Source organism: Campylobacter aviculae (genome assembly GCF_005406215.1).
Lineage (GTDB): Bacteria > Campylobacterota > Campylobacteria > Campylobacterales > Campylobacteraceae > Campylobacter_D > Campylobacter_D aviculae.
In genome coordinates, this window is sequence record NZ_NXMA01000003.1 from 92,599 (window position 1) to 106,138 (window position 13,540).

At 29.0% G+C, this 13,540-nt stretch carries 13 protein-coding genes; 11 read left to right on the plus strand and 2 right to left on the minus strand.

Translation table 11 applies throughout. From position 1 onward, the window contains the following. Window positions 1-62 precede the first annotated feature (62 nt). Window positions 63-1,481 carry a serine protease HtrA gene (gene htrA, locus CQA76_RS02155; RefSeq protein WP_137621811.1) on the minus strand — a complete coding sequence of 473 codons (1,419 nt, stop codon included), beginning with the start codon at window positions 1,479-1,481 and terminating at the stop codon, window positions 63-65. A gap of 258 nt (window positions 1,482-1,739) precedes the next feature. On the opposite strand from htrA, the gene CQA76_RS02160 reads away from it, so the two are divergent. The 8 genes from CQA76_RS02160 to CQA76_RS02195 are packed head-to-tail and all read left to right on the plus strand — an operon-like array spanning window position 1,740 to window position 9,419. Continuing rightward, window positions 1,740-2,624: a DnaJ C-terminal domain-containing protein gene (locus CQA76_RS02160; protein ID WP_137621812.1), complete on the plus strand. Its 885-nt coding sequence runs from the start codon at window positions 1,740-1,742 to the stop codon at window positions 2,622-2,624. Between the two features lie 10 nt (window positions 2,625-2,634). Continuing rightward, window positions 2,635-3,009 (plus strand): heat shock protein transcriptional repressor HspR, encoded by a 375-nt coding sequence (locus CQA76_RS02165; RefSeq protein WP_137621813.1) that lies wholly within the window; start codon window positions 2,635-2,637, stop codon window positions 3,007-3,009. Window positions 3,010-3,015: 6 nt separating this feature from the next. Next, window positions 3,016-4,641: a cation:proton antiporter domain-containing protein gene (locus tag CQA76_RS02170; protein WP_137621814.1), complete on the plus strand. Its 1,626-nt coding sequence runs from the start codon at window positions 3,016-3,018 to the stop codon at window positions 4,639-4,641. A 9-nt stretch (window positions 4,642-4,650) separates the two neighbouring features. Further along, window positions 4,651-4,980: a hypothetical protein gene (locus CQA76_RS02175; protein ID WP_137621815.1), complete on the plus strand. Its 330-nt coding sequence runs from the start codon at window positions 4,651-4,653 to the stop codon at window positions 4,978-4,980. Beyond that, window positions 4,977-5,600: an HAD family hydrolase gene (locus tag CQA76_RS02180; protein WP_137621816.1), complete on the plus strand. Its 624-nt coding sequence runs from the start codon at window positions 4,977-4,979 to the stop codon at window positions 5,598-5,600. The genes CQA76_RS02175 and CQA76_RS02180 overlap by 4 nt, the downstream gene beginning before the upstream one ends. 60 nt (window positions 5,601-5,660) lie before the next feature. Continuing rightward, on the plus strand, window positions 5,661-7,652 hold the full coding sequence (gene glyS, locus CQA76_RS02185) for a glycine--tRNA ligase subunit beta (RefSeq protein WP_137621817.1): 1,992 nt from the start codon (window positions 5,661-5,663) through the stop codon (window positions 7,650-7,652). After that, on the plus strand, window positions 7,649-8,479 hold the full coding sequence (gene pgp3 / locus CQA76_RS02190; protein WP_137621818.1) for a peptidoglycan metallopeptidase Pgp3: 831 nt from the start codon (window positions 7,649-7,651) through the stop codon (window positions 8,477-8,479). Before glyS ends, pgp3 begins: the two co-directional genes overlap by 4 nt. Further along, entirely contained in the window at window positions 8,469-9,419 is a 951-nt protein-coding gene (locus tag CQA76_RS02195; protein ID WP_137621819.1) for an SAM-dependent methyltransferase, read from the plus strand. Before pgp3 ends, CQA76_RS02195 begins: the two co-directional genes overlap by 11 nt. Here the strand turns inward: CQA76_RS02195 and CQA76_RS02200 are convergent. Next, complete coding sequence (locus CQA76_RS02200; protein ID WP_137621820.1) at window positions 9,414-10,373, minus strand: Ppx/GppA phosphatase family protein; 960 nt, start codon at window positions 10,371-10,373, stop codon at window positions 9,414-9,416. The genes CQA76_RS02195 and CQA76_RS02200 overlap by 6 nt on opposite strands. A gap of 56 nt (window positions 10,374-10,429) precedes the next feature. On the opposite strand from CQA76_RS02200, the gene CQA76_RS02205 reads away from it, so the two are divergent. The 3 genes from CQA76_RS02205 to CQA76_RS02215 are packed head-to-tail and all read left to right on the plus strand — an operon-like array spanning window position 10,430 to window position 13,500. Then, window positions 10,430-11,218: a pyridoxine 5'-phosphate synthase gene (locus CQA76_RS02205; RefSeq protein WP_137621821.1), complete on the plus strand. Its 789-nt coding sequence runs from the start codon at window positions 10,430-10,432 to the stop codon at window positions 11,216-11,218. Beyond that, complete coding sequence (pdxA, locus tag CQA76_RS02210) at window positions 11,196-12,323, plus strand: 4-hydroxythreonine-4-phosphate dehydrogenase (protein ID WP_137621822.1); 1,128 nt, start codon at window positions 11,196-11,198, stop codon at window positions 12,321-12,323. Before CQA76_RS02205 ends, pdxA begins: the two co-directional genes overlap by 23 nt. Next, window positions 12,310-13,500: an MFS transporter gene (locus tag CQA76_RS02215; protein WP_137621823.1), complete on the plus strand. Its 1,191-nt coding sequence runs from the start codon at window positions 12,310-12,312 to the stop codon at window positions 13,498-13,500. The genes pdxA and CQA76_RS02215 overlap by 14 nt, the downstream gene beginning before the upstream one ends. Window positions 13,501-13,540 lie beyond the last annotated feature (40 nt).

Here is a 13,540-nt window from a genome sequence, read left to right on the forward strand (position 1 = left end):
CTTAAAAACTTAATTTTAAACTAGAATTTATAACAAAAGGAAAACCTCCTTTTGTTATAAAATTATTTTAATACTAGCAAAGTAGCAAAACCATTGCGGTATACCCAGATCTTGATAAATTCTTTTTTATTATTTTGTTTTAAAGCCTGATCTAAATCTTTTAAATTCTTAATTTCGCTCTGCCCTACACCTATAATAATATCCCCTTTTTTAAATCCTGATTCCCTAGCCTTACTTTTATCTTTAACGCTTTCGACAAAAACCCCATTTACATCTTTTGGAATTTGCAGATGATCTTTTAATCTGACATCTAAATTTCTCAAACTTAAGCCGTCAATTAAATTACTTTGAACTCCTTTAGAGCTATCTTTTTCTCCTTTAAGAACAAAAGTTGTTTGTTTATTATCCCCATCTCTTTCATAGTTAATTGTAATTTTTTCTCCGATTTCAAGAGTTCCTATATAGTTTTTTAAATCCATTGGATTTTTAATGATTTTATCATTAACTTTAGTAACCAAATCTCCACGTTTTAGTCCGGCTTCATCAGCACTTGAACCTTTTTGAACATCTGTAATTAAGGCACCTTCTTGATTTTTATAGGCTTTTTTAGTATCACCATATAAAGCCGAAATAGTTACTCCTAGAAAACCTCTTTCAATTTTGCCTTTTTCAATAAGTTTTTTAGCTATATCTTTAACCATATTTGAAGGAATTGCAAATCCTATACCATTATTCCCACCACCTCGAGAAAGTATAGCTGAATTAATTCCTACTAAAAATCCGCGACTATCCACTAAAGCGCCGCCTGAATTTCCTGGATTAATAGACGCATCTGTTTGAATAAAATTTTCATACTGATTAAGACCAATATTATCTTTATTTAATGCTGAAATAATTCCACTTGTTACACTAAAACCTACCCCAAAAGGATTTCCTAGCGCAAACACTACATCTCCTTCCATTAAATTATCTGAATTGGCAAAAGTAATAGCTGAAAGATTTTTAGCATCTATTTTAATTACAGCCAAATCTGTTTTTGGATCTTTTCCTATTAATTTGGCTTTATATTCTGTATCACTACCTGGTAAATTTACAGTGATCGTATCTGCATCATCTACTACGTGATTATTAGTAACAATGTAACCATCCTTTGAAATAATCACTCCTGAGCCTAAAGAACTGATGACTTCTTTATCATTTTTGCTTTTCCTTTGAGGAAAGTCAAAGTCAAAAAATTGCTTAAAATAAGGATCGTTAAAAAAATCATCCAAAGGACTGAAACGATTTGTCTGTGTTATAGTTTTTGAAGTTGAAATATTAACAACTGATTTTTTAACTTCTTTAATAGAATCATGATAGCTTAAGATAACCCCACCATCTGCCGGATTAATACGATTAGCCGACATATCAGACTCGTTAAAGTTAATACTCGCTGCAAATAATGCACTTGCTAAACCTAGTGATAAAATAATCTTTTTCATTTTTTTCCTTTCTATTAGAAAATTGAGAAGTTCTAATATAATTTTCTTCGTAAAAAATATTTTTTACATACAGATATAGTATAAAATCAAAAATTTACGAAATTGTAAATAAAAAAACTTGAGTGATAAAAATTGATAAAACTTGATTGACTTAGACTAAAGTTTTTGCTATAATTACTTATTTATGATTATTTATTAAATTCATTGATAAAGATTTTTAGATTAAAAATTAATTTTTATTCTCAAGGAAAATTAAGAATGAATAGTTTATATGAAACGCTTGGAGTATCAAAAAATGCAAGCTCTGATGAAATAAAAAAAGCTTATCGTCGCTTAGCAAGACAATATCACCCTGATATTAATAAAGAAAAAGGAGCTGAAGAAAAATTTAAAGAAATCAATGCCGCTTATGAAATCTTAAGCGATGAAACAAAACGTGCCCAATATGATCAGTATGGTGATTCTATATTTGGAGGGCAAAGTTTTCATGATTTTTCAAGAAATACAGGTGGAATTAATTTAGATGATATTTTAAAAGATTTATTTGGCGGAGGTTTTGGCGGATCTTCACGCGGCAATCGTTTTAATGGATTTTCCTCTAAAGGATTTGGAGGATTTGGAAACTTTGAAGAAAATTTAGATTTGACTATAGAATTAACCATTCCTTTTGAAAAAGCTGTTGTTGGAGGAGAACATACCTTTACTTTTCAAGGAGAAAATATCAAATTTAAAATTCCACACGGCATCAAAGAAGGTGAAAAACTTAGAATTCGCGGAAAAGGAAAAAATGCCTATAACAAAACCCGCGGCGATCTCATCATTGTAGTAAAAATTGAAGAAAGTAAAATATACCAAAGAGAAGACGATGATTTGTATCAAAAAATAGATATTTCGCTTAAAACCGCTTTATTTGGCGGAAAAATCACAATTAAAACTTTTAAGGAAGACAAAAAAGAAGCCACAATTTCTATAGCTCCAAATTCAAAAAATGGACAAAAAATACGTTTAAAAGGCTATGGAGTACAAAATAGAAAAAATAATATTTACGGAGATTTATATTTAATTTTAAATGTTGTTCTACCCAATACAGAAACATTGGATAAAAATTTTATCGAACTTTTAAAAGAAAAACTTCCAGAATAAGGAGAAAATAATGGATCATCATTATGACGAACCCGTATATTTGATAAGTGTCGTTGCTAAAGTATTGAGTATACACCCTCAAACCCTAAGACAATACGAAAGAGAAGGTTTAGTAGAGCCTAGCAGAACTGATGGTAAAATAAGACTATATTCTCAAAGAGATATTGATCGTATCAAACTTATACTACGTCTAACTCGTGATATGGGTGTGAATTTAGCTGGAGTAGATGTTATATTAAAGCTAAAAAATCAAATTCATGAATTTGAAAATTTGATTGATGAATTACGTTTAGAACTTAGTAAGCAGCAAAATCCGGATGCGGCTTCAAAAGCCGTCGTTAAGCATAAAAATAGCTTTGACTTAATCTTCTATGAGAAAAAATGATAAAAAATGGATAATTTTTTAGAAATTTTTCTCATAGCAGCAGCAATAGCTATCATCTTAAATGTTATTTTAAAAAAATTCGAAATTCCTACTATTATTGGTTATATAGCAGCTGGAGAAATTATTTCTGAAATTTATCACTTAAGTGGCAAAGGCGAAATAACGCATATTGCTGAATTTGGTATCGTCTTTTTAATGTTTACTATTGGGCTTGAATTTTCTTTTAAACATTTAATAGCTATGAAACAAGAAGTTTTTTTAAATGGTTCTTTACAAATGCTTACTTGTGGATTTGTATTTACTCTAATTGTTATGGGAATTTTAGGTCTTGGAGATAAAAGTGCAACAATAGCAGGTTTTGCCCTAGCCCTTTCCTCTACTGCCGTTGTACTTAAAATGTTAAATGACAATGGAGATATTAATGAACAATACGGCAGAAAAGCTTTAGGAATATTACTTTTTCAAGATATAGCCGTTATTCCTTTACTTTTGCTCGTAGATATATTTTCATCTAACAATCAAGATATAGGACAATTATTACTCACTTCTCTTATTTCAGCAATTGTTTTAATTGCTTTACTTTTTTTTATAGGCAAATACTTAGTAGATAGAGTTTTTAGACTTATTATTCGCGCTTCCTCTCAAGAAATTTTTATAGCCACAATTTTATTTATGGTAATAGGTGCAAGTTTTTTAGCAAATTATTTTGGATTTTCTTACTCTTTAGGTGCTTTTATAGCAGGAGCATTGATAGCAGAAACAAAGTATAAGCATAAAATTGAAGCGGATTTAATTCCTTTTAGAGATTTACTTTTAGGGCTTTTTTTTATGACGGTAGGAATGCAAATTCAACTTGATATTATTGCCACAAATTGGTTTTTAATTTGTATTTTAACCCTACTTATTATGTCAATGAAATTTGGCATTATATTTGGATTTTTATTCCTTTACACAAAAAAAAGAGTGGCTCTAAAAACAGCCTTTTCTATTGCTCAAGTTGGAGAATTTGCCCTAGCTATTTTTTCAATTTTACAAGCTAAAGGAATGCTCGATATTGAAACTTCTCAAATTTTAATCGTAGTATCAATTATAACCATGATTATCACACCTTTTATACTTAATAATATACGTAAAATTGCAAATGTAGTCGAAGATATAGCTTTAAATACAAACGCTACACAAAATAATATCCAACAAAGCAAATTAAAAAATCATCTTGTCATTTTTGGTTATGGGCGTTTAGGACAAGAAATGGTGCAAAGGATTAAAAATACTGGTGTGCCTTATTTGGTATTAGAAAGTGATTTAAATTTAGTTGAATTAGGAAATAGTCGCGGAGAAAATGTGATTTTTGCGAATGCGGCCCAAGAAGAAACTCTAAAAATTGCTAATATAGAAGAGTGTGCAGTCGCAGTTATTACCATCACCAATGAAGCAAAGCTCGAAATGCTTTGTCAGCTTTTATCATCTTATCCAAAACCTATTGATACCATTATTCACGTCAATGGAAATCTTGAAAGAATGCTGTTTTCAAGTATAGATGAAAATATTCGTATTATAAATTCTGAAAAAATTTTAGCTCGAAATTTAGTCCAAGAAGCGTTAGAATGTAGAATTCATAAAAATACCTAAAGGATAGTTTTGAGAAAAATCGATGAAAAAAATCTAAGAGTAAAATATCTAAGAGCATTAGAGAAATTTTCCAACATAGCAAGGTCTTGCTTAAAAAGAGAAGACTTTGAAATAGAAAAATTTCAAGAAAGAATGCAAAAAAATAAAAAAGTTATAGAAAAATGTCAAGCAGTTGTTTTAAACTCGACCTATAGTAAGGCTTTGGAAAATTTTGTCAATGCTTGCCTTGATTTTTCTTTAAACAAAGAGAAGCTTTTAAGCCTTGCCAACTCTTTAGATAAGCTTAAAAATCAAAACAAAAAAGAAAAACACAAAAACTATTTAAAGGAATATGAATGATTAATGTATTTTTTGATATGGATGGAACTTTAATTGATAGTGCAAATGCAATCGCTTGTGCCGTTAATGAAATTCGAGCGGATTTAAATTTAGATTCTCTCTCAAAAGAAAAAATAACTTCAATTATCAATACGCCTAACATAGATTGGGCTAAAGAACTTTATAATATTGATAATTTTCATCATTCTAGTTTTAAAGACGGTTTTGAAAAATATTTCATCAAACATTATGAACAAAGTGTAATTTTATTTGATGGAGTTATAGAACTTTTAGATTTTTTAAAAAGTAAAAATTGTTTTTTAGCTATCGCAACAAATGCTCCACAAAGTTCTCTTTCTAGCATACTTAAAAAACACAATATTATTCCATATTTTGATAAAATTTTAGGTGTAAGCGTTGGTATAGAACCAAAACCAAATCCCCAAATGCTTAATCTTCTTATAGATGAAGCTCCTTATCCAACAAGTATTTTTATAGGTGATAGTCAAAAAGATAAAGAATGTGCTAAAAATGCAAAAATTCCATACTATCACGCCAAATGGTATCAAACAGATAATTTAAAAGAAAACGAATTTGGCAATGTACAAACTTTAAAAAAATACTTATTAAAATATTTATGAGTTTTTTAAAAAAATATAGTTAAAATAACGCAAATTCTATAATTTAAAAGAAAGTAAAATATGAGTGAGTTATTGATTGAAATTGGCGTAGAAGAATTACCTGCTATACCTTTATTAAAAGAACTTCCAAATATAGAAAAAAAATGGCAAAATATTTTAGATGAATATCATTTAATGAGTGAATTTGAATTTTATTACACTCCTCGTCGTTTGGTATTTTTTCATAAAAATTTTCATGATAAACAAGAAGATATTGCAGCTGAATTTATAGGAGCTCCTAAAAACATAGCTTTTAAGGAGGGTAAATTAACTCCTGCGGGCAAGGCATTTTTAGAAAAAGCAGGTATTAAAGAAAATGAACTTGAATTTAAAGAAATCAAGGGAAAAGAAGTTTTATATTATCAAAAAACCTTACAGGGTAAAAATAGTACTGAAGTTTTAGGTGAAATGATTGATAAATTTCTAAAAAGCTTAAACTTTGGTAAAAGTATGCGCTGGGGGGATAATCCTTTTGAATTTATCCGTCCTATAAGAAGTATAGCTTGTATTTTAGATAACAAACTTGTTGAATTTAAAAGCTTTGGGGTAAAAAGTTCCCAAAAAACTTTTGTTCATAGAAGTATTAGTTATGATTATTTCGATTTTAAAAATGCTAAAGAATATTTCCAAATTTTAGAAGATAATTATATTATTCTTGATCCAAAAAAACGTCAAGAAAAAATTTTAAGCGAATTTGCAAGACTTGAAAGTGAGCATCAAATTTCTATTGCACAAGATGAAGAGCTTTTAGCTGAAGTTGTAGCAATTACAGAATACCCAAAAGCTCTTTTTGGAAGTTTCGAAGAAATTTTTTTAGAGATCCCAAATGAAGTCATCATCACTTCAATGCGAGAAAATCAACGTTATTTTGCCGTCTTTGATAAAAAAGGATTGAGTAACCATTTTATTGTAGTTAGCAACGCAGTTTGTAAAGACTATTCTAAAATCATACATGGTAATGAAAGGGTTTTACGGGCAAGATTAAGCGATGCAATGTTTTTTTATAAAAACGATTTGCAAAAAGGTTTAGAGCCTGAAAAACTTAAAAAAATAGTCTATCTTGAAAATTTAGGAACCGTAAATGATAAAAGTTTAAGAGAAATTGAACTTGCAAAAATTTTATGTGAATTTTTACAAAATCATAAAATTGAAAATATTTCCAAAGCTATTCATTACGCAAAAGCAGATTTAGCCACTCAAATGGTTTATGAATTTACAGATCTGCAAGGAATTATAGGAAGTTATTATGCTTCTAAAATGGGTTTTGATTATGAAATTTGCTTAGCTATAAAAGAACAATACTTACCAAATTCCGAAAAATCCGATCTTCCAAGTACCGAATTCTCAAGCATAGTCGCTTTAGCTAATAAATTCGATACACTTTTAGGGCTTTTTAGTATAGGAAAAATTCCAAACGGAACAAAAGATCCTTATGCGTTAAGACGTGCTGCAAATGGGATATTAAAGATACTTTTACATTTAAACAAAAATTTCGATATCGATACATTTTTAGAAAAAGCTTCAAAAAACTATCAAAATTTTAATTTGCAAATTTTAAAAGATTTCATTTTTGAAAGACTTTACACTTTTTATGATCTAAATCCTAGCTTTATCAAAGCTGTCCTTGTTTCAAAAAATTCCGATATTATTTCTATCAATGAAAGTATTAAAGCTCTAGCCCAAATCAGTCAAAAAAATAATTTTGCTGAATACTTTAGTACCTTTAAACGTCTTGCAAATATTGCTCAAAAAACTACAAATACTATTGATGAAAGCTTATTTATAGAAGCTGAAAAAAAACTTTATGTGGCATTTAAAAAAAGTTTGGAAGCACATACAATCAAAGAAAAATTAAATAATTTATTTGCTTTAAAACCTGAAATTGATGCCTTTTTCGAAGCTGTTATGATTAATGATAAAGATGAAAAACTTAAGAATAATCGCCAAGCTTTAGTATTTAGCATCTATCAAGAATTTCTTAAAATTGCAGACATTAAGGAACTTAGCTTATGAAAAAAATATTGATTTTACTTTTTTGTTTCTTTACTTGCGTTTTTGGAGCCCAAGAAATCAAACTTATCAAAGGGCAAGCCGTATTTTTGGAGCTTGATAAAAATAATTTTATAGAATTAAAAAACCAAAATAAAACAATTCCAACCTTCAATCATCCAAAAAACGAAAATAAAATCCTTGCCATTTTTGCCCTACCCTATAAAAATCCTCCAAAGAGCACAAAATTAATCGCTATTTATAAAAACAAGCAGCAAGAATTCATCATCAATGCATCTGAAGGAAATTATAAAAGCGAACAAATACAGGTAGCAAAAAATAAAGTTTTTCCACCTAAAAACGTTCAAGATCGTATTAAAAAAGAATTTCAAGAAGCTAATGCAATCTATACCTCCTACACTCCAAAAGCTTTATACGATGGAACTTTTGCAATACCTCTTGCAAGTTTTATCACAAGCGATTTTGGTAAAGCTAGAATATTTAACAACCAAGTTGCAAGTTATCACAGTGGGACAGATTTTAGAGCCCTAAGCGGAACTCCGATTTATGCTGCAAATTCAGGTATAGTAAAAATTGCTAAAAATAGATATTATGCAGGAAATTCCGTGGTTATTGATCATGGTTTGGGAATTTATTCTCAATATTATCATCTTTCAAAGATCAATGTAAAAAATGGACAAAAGGTTAAAAAAGGAGAGCTTATTGGACTAAGCGGGGCTACTGGAAGGGTGAGTGGACCGCATTTGCATTTTGGAATACTTGTCGCACAAAAACAAGTAGATCCTTTGGATTTTATAAAAAAATTTAACGCACTATTTGATGAAATTTAGTCAATTTTTTAATATCTGGCTTCATGAAAACTACTATAAAAATGTTAGTAAAATAGGTAAAAATGGGGATTTTTTCACCGCAGTAAGCGTGGGAAATCTCTTTGGAACCTTACTGGCAAAACATTTTTTAAAACTCATTGATGAAGGTGCATTAAAACTTCCTTTAGAAATCGTTGAAATTGGAGCCAATGAAGGCTATTTGAGTCGCGATTTTTTATCTGCTTTAGTTGAATTTAGGCCTGAAATTTTTTCTCAAATTTCTTTTTTTATCATAGAACCTCATGAAAAATTGCAAATTTTACAAAAGAAAACCTTAAAGGGTATAGATTTTATCCATAAAAATAATTTAGAAGAATGTTATTTTAAAAACGGTTTCTTTTTTTGCAATGAACTTTTTGATAGCTTTACTTGTGAACTTATAGACAATGATACAATGGCTTATGTGAAAGATTATCAAATCGTTTTTAAACCTATAGATGAAAGTTTACAGCAAAGATGTCAAGAACTTGGATTAAAAAAAGGAGAATTAAGTTTAGAGCTTGAAAATTTCCTCAAACAGCTTGATAAAGTTAGTGAAAAATTTATCTTTGCGGGTTTTGATTATGGAACTTTTGATAATGATCGTTTCAGTATAAGAATTTATCAAAAACACGAAGTTTTTGATCCTTTTGAAATTTCTTTAAAAGATTTTTTTGGCAAAAGCGATATAACTTACAATGTGAATTTTAATCATCTAAAAACTACTATTGAAAATTTAAATTTCAAACTTTTACATTTAAAAAAACAAAGTCAAGCTTTAATCGATTTTGGTTTTGAAGAATTGTTAGAATATACTAAAAATAAAAATATAAAAAGTTATGAAAATTTGCTCTCTCAAAGCAAAATTTTATTTTTTAATTTTGATGAAAAATTCCATTTTTTTGAATTTGCAAAATTATAAATTTGCTATGCAAAGCCCCTCTCTTAAACCCTCATCGATAACTATAAATTCTTCTTTATCAAAAATAGCAAAAAACAAAAAACAACCTGCGGCTAAATATTTTTTACGCGTTTTTCCAAGATAAAAATTAGCCTCTTTTTCACTCATATTCCAAATTTTTAATGCATATTTGAAAAAATCATGAGTGTGTAAAATTTTGCCATTAATTTTTTTAGCGTCATATCTTTCATAATCTAAACCGCATTTTAAAGCAGCCAAGGCTGTGGGGACACCTGAATTTAAAACCACTTTTTTTATTTTACTTTTTTTAAAGACTTTTTTAAGCTCTTTAACCTCATCAAAAGCTTTAAACGCTATATTTTTTAAATTTCTATCTTGAATTAATAAGTGAATTTTTAATTTTTTATCTTTGATTTTATGAAAGAAATTAGGATGTTTTTTCAATATTTTTTTAAAAGAAAAAGCAGAAAAATCATCTTTAAAATTACATTTTTCATAAAAACTTATAATCCCAAAATCAAAGCTTTGAAAATGATCATCAAAAGATAATTCACAAGAAGCACCTCCTAAATCACAATAAGCAAAACGTCCTTTTATATCTAAATTAGCAAGGGCATTTTTCATCCCTAAAACGCTAATTTTAGCCTCTGTTTTAGCATCAATAACTTTAAAATCAACCCCAAATTGCTCTTTTAAATCTTTAAAAATTTCATCCGTATTACTTGCTTTTCTAAAAGCTGCCGTTGCAGCAGCACTTGCTTTGTGTAAATTTTGTTCTTTAGATAAAACATTTAAGGCTTCTTTGATTTTTTTTATAGCTTCGGTTGAAATTTGCCCACTTTTAGATAAATTTTTTGCCGCACCTATAATAAATTCATATTCTTTTATTTTTTTAAAATTTTCATCCATTTCAACCGCTCTTAAAGTGTTTGATCCTAAATCTATGCCTAACATTACTCTTCCTTGCAAATTTTGGAGTATAATAACAAAAACTTATTAAAGGAATCATTATGTTTTTGGGTGTAAATATCGATCATATTGCCGTTTTAAGACAAGCAAGAATGGTTAATGATCCCGATCTTTTAGAAGCGGCTTTCATCGTAGCAAAATTTGGAGATCAAATCACTTTACATGTAAGAGAGGATCGTCGCCATACCCAAGATTTTGATTTAAAAAATCTCATCCGTTTTTGCAAAAGCCCTATTAATCTAGAATGCGCTATCAATGAAGAAATTTTAAATTTAGCCCTCGCGCTAAAACCCTCACGCGTTACTTTAGTTCCAGAAAAAAGAGAGGAACTCACCACAGAGGGAGGCCTAAATTTAAACCATCCTGATCTAAAAAAAAGTATCCAAAGACTCAAAAATGAAAATATAGAAGTTTCTCTTTTTATCAACCCAAAATTAAATGATATTGAAAAATCCTATGAATTAAATGCTGATTTTATAGAACTTCATACCGGACTTTATGCGAATTTATATAATGCCCTTTTTACCAATATCTCTCATACAGCATTTGCGCTTAAAGAATTACAAATGGATAGAAAAAAACTTCAAAATCATTTAGAAGAAGAATTAAAAGAATTAAAACTTTGTGCTAAAAAAGGAGCGGAACTTGGCTTAAAAGTTGCCGCTGGACATGGACTTAATTATAAAAATGTAAAAGAAATCGCAAAGATTAATGAAATTTGTGAATTAAATATAGGCCAAAGCATCATAGCAAGATCTGTATTTGTAGGACTCAAAAAGGCTATTTTAGAAATGAAAGCTCTTATTGATGAAAACAAAAATTGCAATTAGTATTGGCGATCTTAATGGAATAGGTCCTGAAATTTTAATACGCTCTCATGAAAGCCTGTGTAAAATTTGCGAACCTTATTATTTTATCCATGAAAAATTATTATATCAAGCTTTAAAGTTACTCAATTTAAATATTTCAAATACTAATATTGTTTATTTTAAAGAAAGTCAAGAATTCAGTTTTGAGTTAGTTAAAAGTCAAAATGGGTTAAAAATTTATTGCTTTTCTTTGCCCTTAGGTTTTAAAGTTGATGAAGATTTTGCAATAAAACCCGGAGTGATTGATTCTAAAAGTGGGCTCTACTCCTTTTTAAGTTTTAAAGCTGCAAGTTATTTCACCTTTAAAAAATATGCACATACTCTACTAACTCTACCTATACATAAAAAAGCTTGGGAATTAGCGAAAATAAACTATAAAGGGCACACAGACGCTTTAAGATCTTTTTTTAAAAAAGATGCTATTATGATGTTAGGTTGCGATAAACTCTTTGTGGGATTATTTACTGAGCATATTCCACTAGCAAAAGTAAGTCAAAAAATCACTTTTAAAAAATTAAGTATCTTTTTAAAGAATTTTTATGAACAAACTCATTTTAAGAAAATAGGAATTTTAGGTTTTAACCCTCACGCTGGAGATTATGGAGTTATAGGTGGAAAAGAAGAAGAAATTATGATCAAAGCCATCAGTTTTATCAATGCTTATTTACAATCAAAACGAGATGAGAAATTTTTTTATCAAGCTTTAAAAGATGAAAAATTACAAAAAGAATTGACTCAAAATTTTAAAGGAAAAGAAATCTACCTACCTTATCCTTTAGTTGCCGATACGGCTTTTACTCGATCAAGTTTAAAAAAATGCAATCGTTTAATTGCCATGTATCACGATCTTGCCTTAGCTCCTTTAAAAGCTTTATATTTTGAAAAGAGTATCAATGTAAGTTTGAATTTACCCATCGTTCGTGTTAGTGTTGATCATGGAACCGCATTTGATAAAGCCTATAAAAATATGAAAATTAACACTCAAAGCTACTTTGAAGCTGCTAGATTTAGCATACGATACCACCAAATTAAATTTGATAAAGAGTCTAAAAATGCAAAATTATAAAAAAGCTTTATTTGCTTTAGCCTTAAGTGCTTTTTGTATGGGAGTAACTGAATTTGTTATGGCGGGAGTTTTAATTGATGTGCAACATTATTTTAAAATTGATGCAAAAACTGCTGGCTATCTTACAACCTTATACGCTATAGGAGTTGTTATAGGAGCTCCTCTTATTACTATTATATTAAGTCATTTTTATAGACACATACAGCTTTTAATCAATCTTGGAATTTTCGCTTTAGCTAATTTAACCATCTTCTTCAGTGATAATTTTTATCTCACAGCCTTGGCTCGTTTTATTGCTGGAACTCAACACGGTGTATTTTTTGTTATTGCTACACTTGCGGTTTCTACTATTGTTCCCAATGAAAAAAAATCAACTGCTTTAGCTATTATGGTGACAGGACTTACTGTTGCTCTTGTTACAGGTGTTCCTTTAGGAACTTTTGTTGGGCATTATTTTGGTTTTAAATTTATCTTTTTGCTGATTTTTATTATTACAATGTTTGCTTTTCTTGGAGTTTGGCATATGATGCCCAAAAATTTATATCCAAATCCTACAAATATTAAAAATCTTATTCCAGCATTTTCTCATCAAAATTTACTTAAAACTTATACCATCACTCTTTGTAGTTGCGGTGCGCAATTTATTCTTTATACTTATTTACAAAAATTACTTGTAGATATCAGTGGTTTTAAGGTGCAAAGCACAGCTTATATCTTACTTTTATATGGAATATGTGCGATTTGTGGTAACTTATGGGGTGGAAAGATGGTCGATAAAAAAGGTGCTATTTTTTCATTAAGATTGATCTTAAGCACTCAAATCTTAGTATTTTTAAGCTTTTTATTCACCATGCACATTCAAATTTTAATTGTTTTAAATATAGCCTTAATGGGTTTTTTTTCTTTCTCCACTATACCGGCTCTAAAAATGTTAAGCATTGCAAAAGCCAAACGTTATACTCAAAAAATGATAGATAGTACCATTAGCGTAAATGAGGCAGCTTTTAATGTTGGCATAGCTTTGGCAAGTTTTATAGGAGGTCTTGTTTTAACAAATATAGGTATAGAATTTAATGCTATTTTTTCATCACTTTTTGTCTTACCTGCTTTGATTTTTTCACTTATATTTGCAAAGGATAAAATCAGTTTCAAGCATCTTAAAAGAATTAAAAAATAAAAGTGGAACGAAATTTGCTTTCTTAGTTAATAAATCAAAT

Coding starts and splice junctions, on each gene's coding strand:
- CQA76_RS02200 (WP_137621820.1), bottom strand. CDS start 10,373: ATGTTAGGCATAGATTTAGGATCAAACACTTTAAGAGCGGTTGAAATG.
- CQA76_RS02205 (WP_137621821.1), top strand. CDS start 10,430: ATGTTTTTGGGTGTAAATATCGATCATATTGCCGTTTTAAGACAAGCA.
- CQA76_RS02195 (WP_137621819.1), top strand. CDS start 8,469: ATGAAATTTAGTCAATTTTTTAATATCTGGCTTCATGAAAACTACTAT.
- pdxA (WP_137621822.1), top strand. CDS start 11,196: ATGAAAACAAAAATTGCAATTAGTATTGGCGATCTTAATGGAATAGGT.
- CQA76_RS02180 (WP_137621816.1), top strand. CDS start 4,977: ATGATTAATGTATTTTTTGATATGGATGGAACTTTAATTGATAGTGCA.
- CQA76_RS02215 (WP_137621823.1), top strand. CDS start 12,310: ATGCAAAATTATAAAAAAGCTTTATTTGCTTTAGCCTTAAGTGCTTTT.
- CQA76_RS02160 (WP_137621812.1), top strand. CDS start 1,740: ATGAATAGTTTATATGAAACGCTTGGAGTATCAAAAAATGCAAGCTCT.
- CQA76_RS02170 (WP_137621814.1), top strand. CDS start 3,016: ATGGATAATTTTTTAGAAATTTTTCTCATAGCAGCAGCAATAGCTATC.
- htrA (WP_137621811.1), bottom strand. CDS start 1,481: ATGAAAAAGATTATTTTATCACTAGGTTTAGCAAGTGCATTATTTGCA.
- pgp3 (WP_137621818.1), top strand. CDS start 7,649: ATGAAAAAAATATTGATTTTACTTTTTTGTTTCTTTACTTGCGTTTTT.
- glyS (WP_137621817.1), top strand. CDS start 5,661: ATGAGTGAGTTATTGATTGAAATTGGCGTAGAAGAATTACCTGCTATA.
- CQA76_RS02165 (WP_137621813.1), top strand. CDS start 2,635: ATGGATCATCATTATGACGAACCCGTATATTTGATAAGTGTCGTTGCT.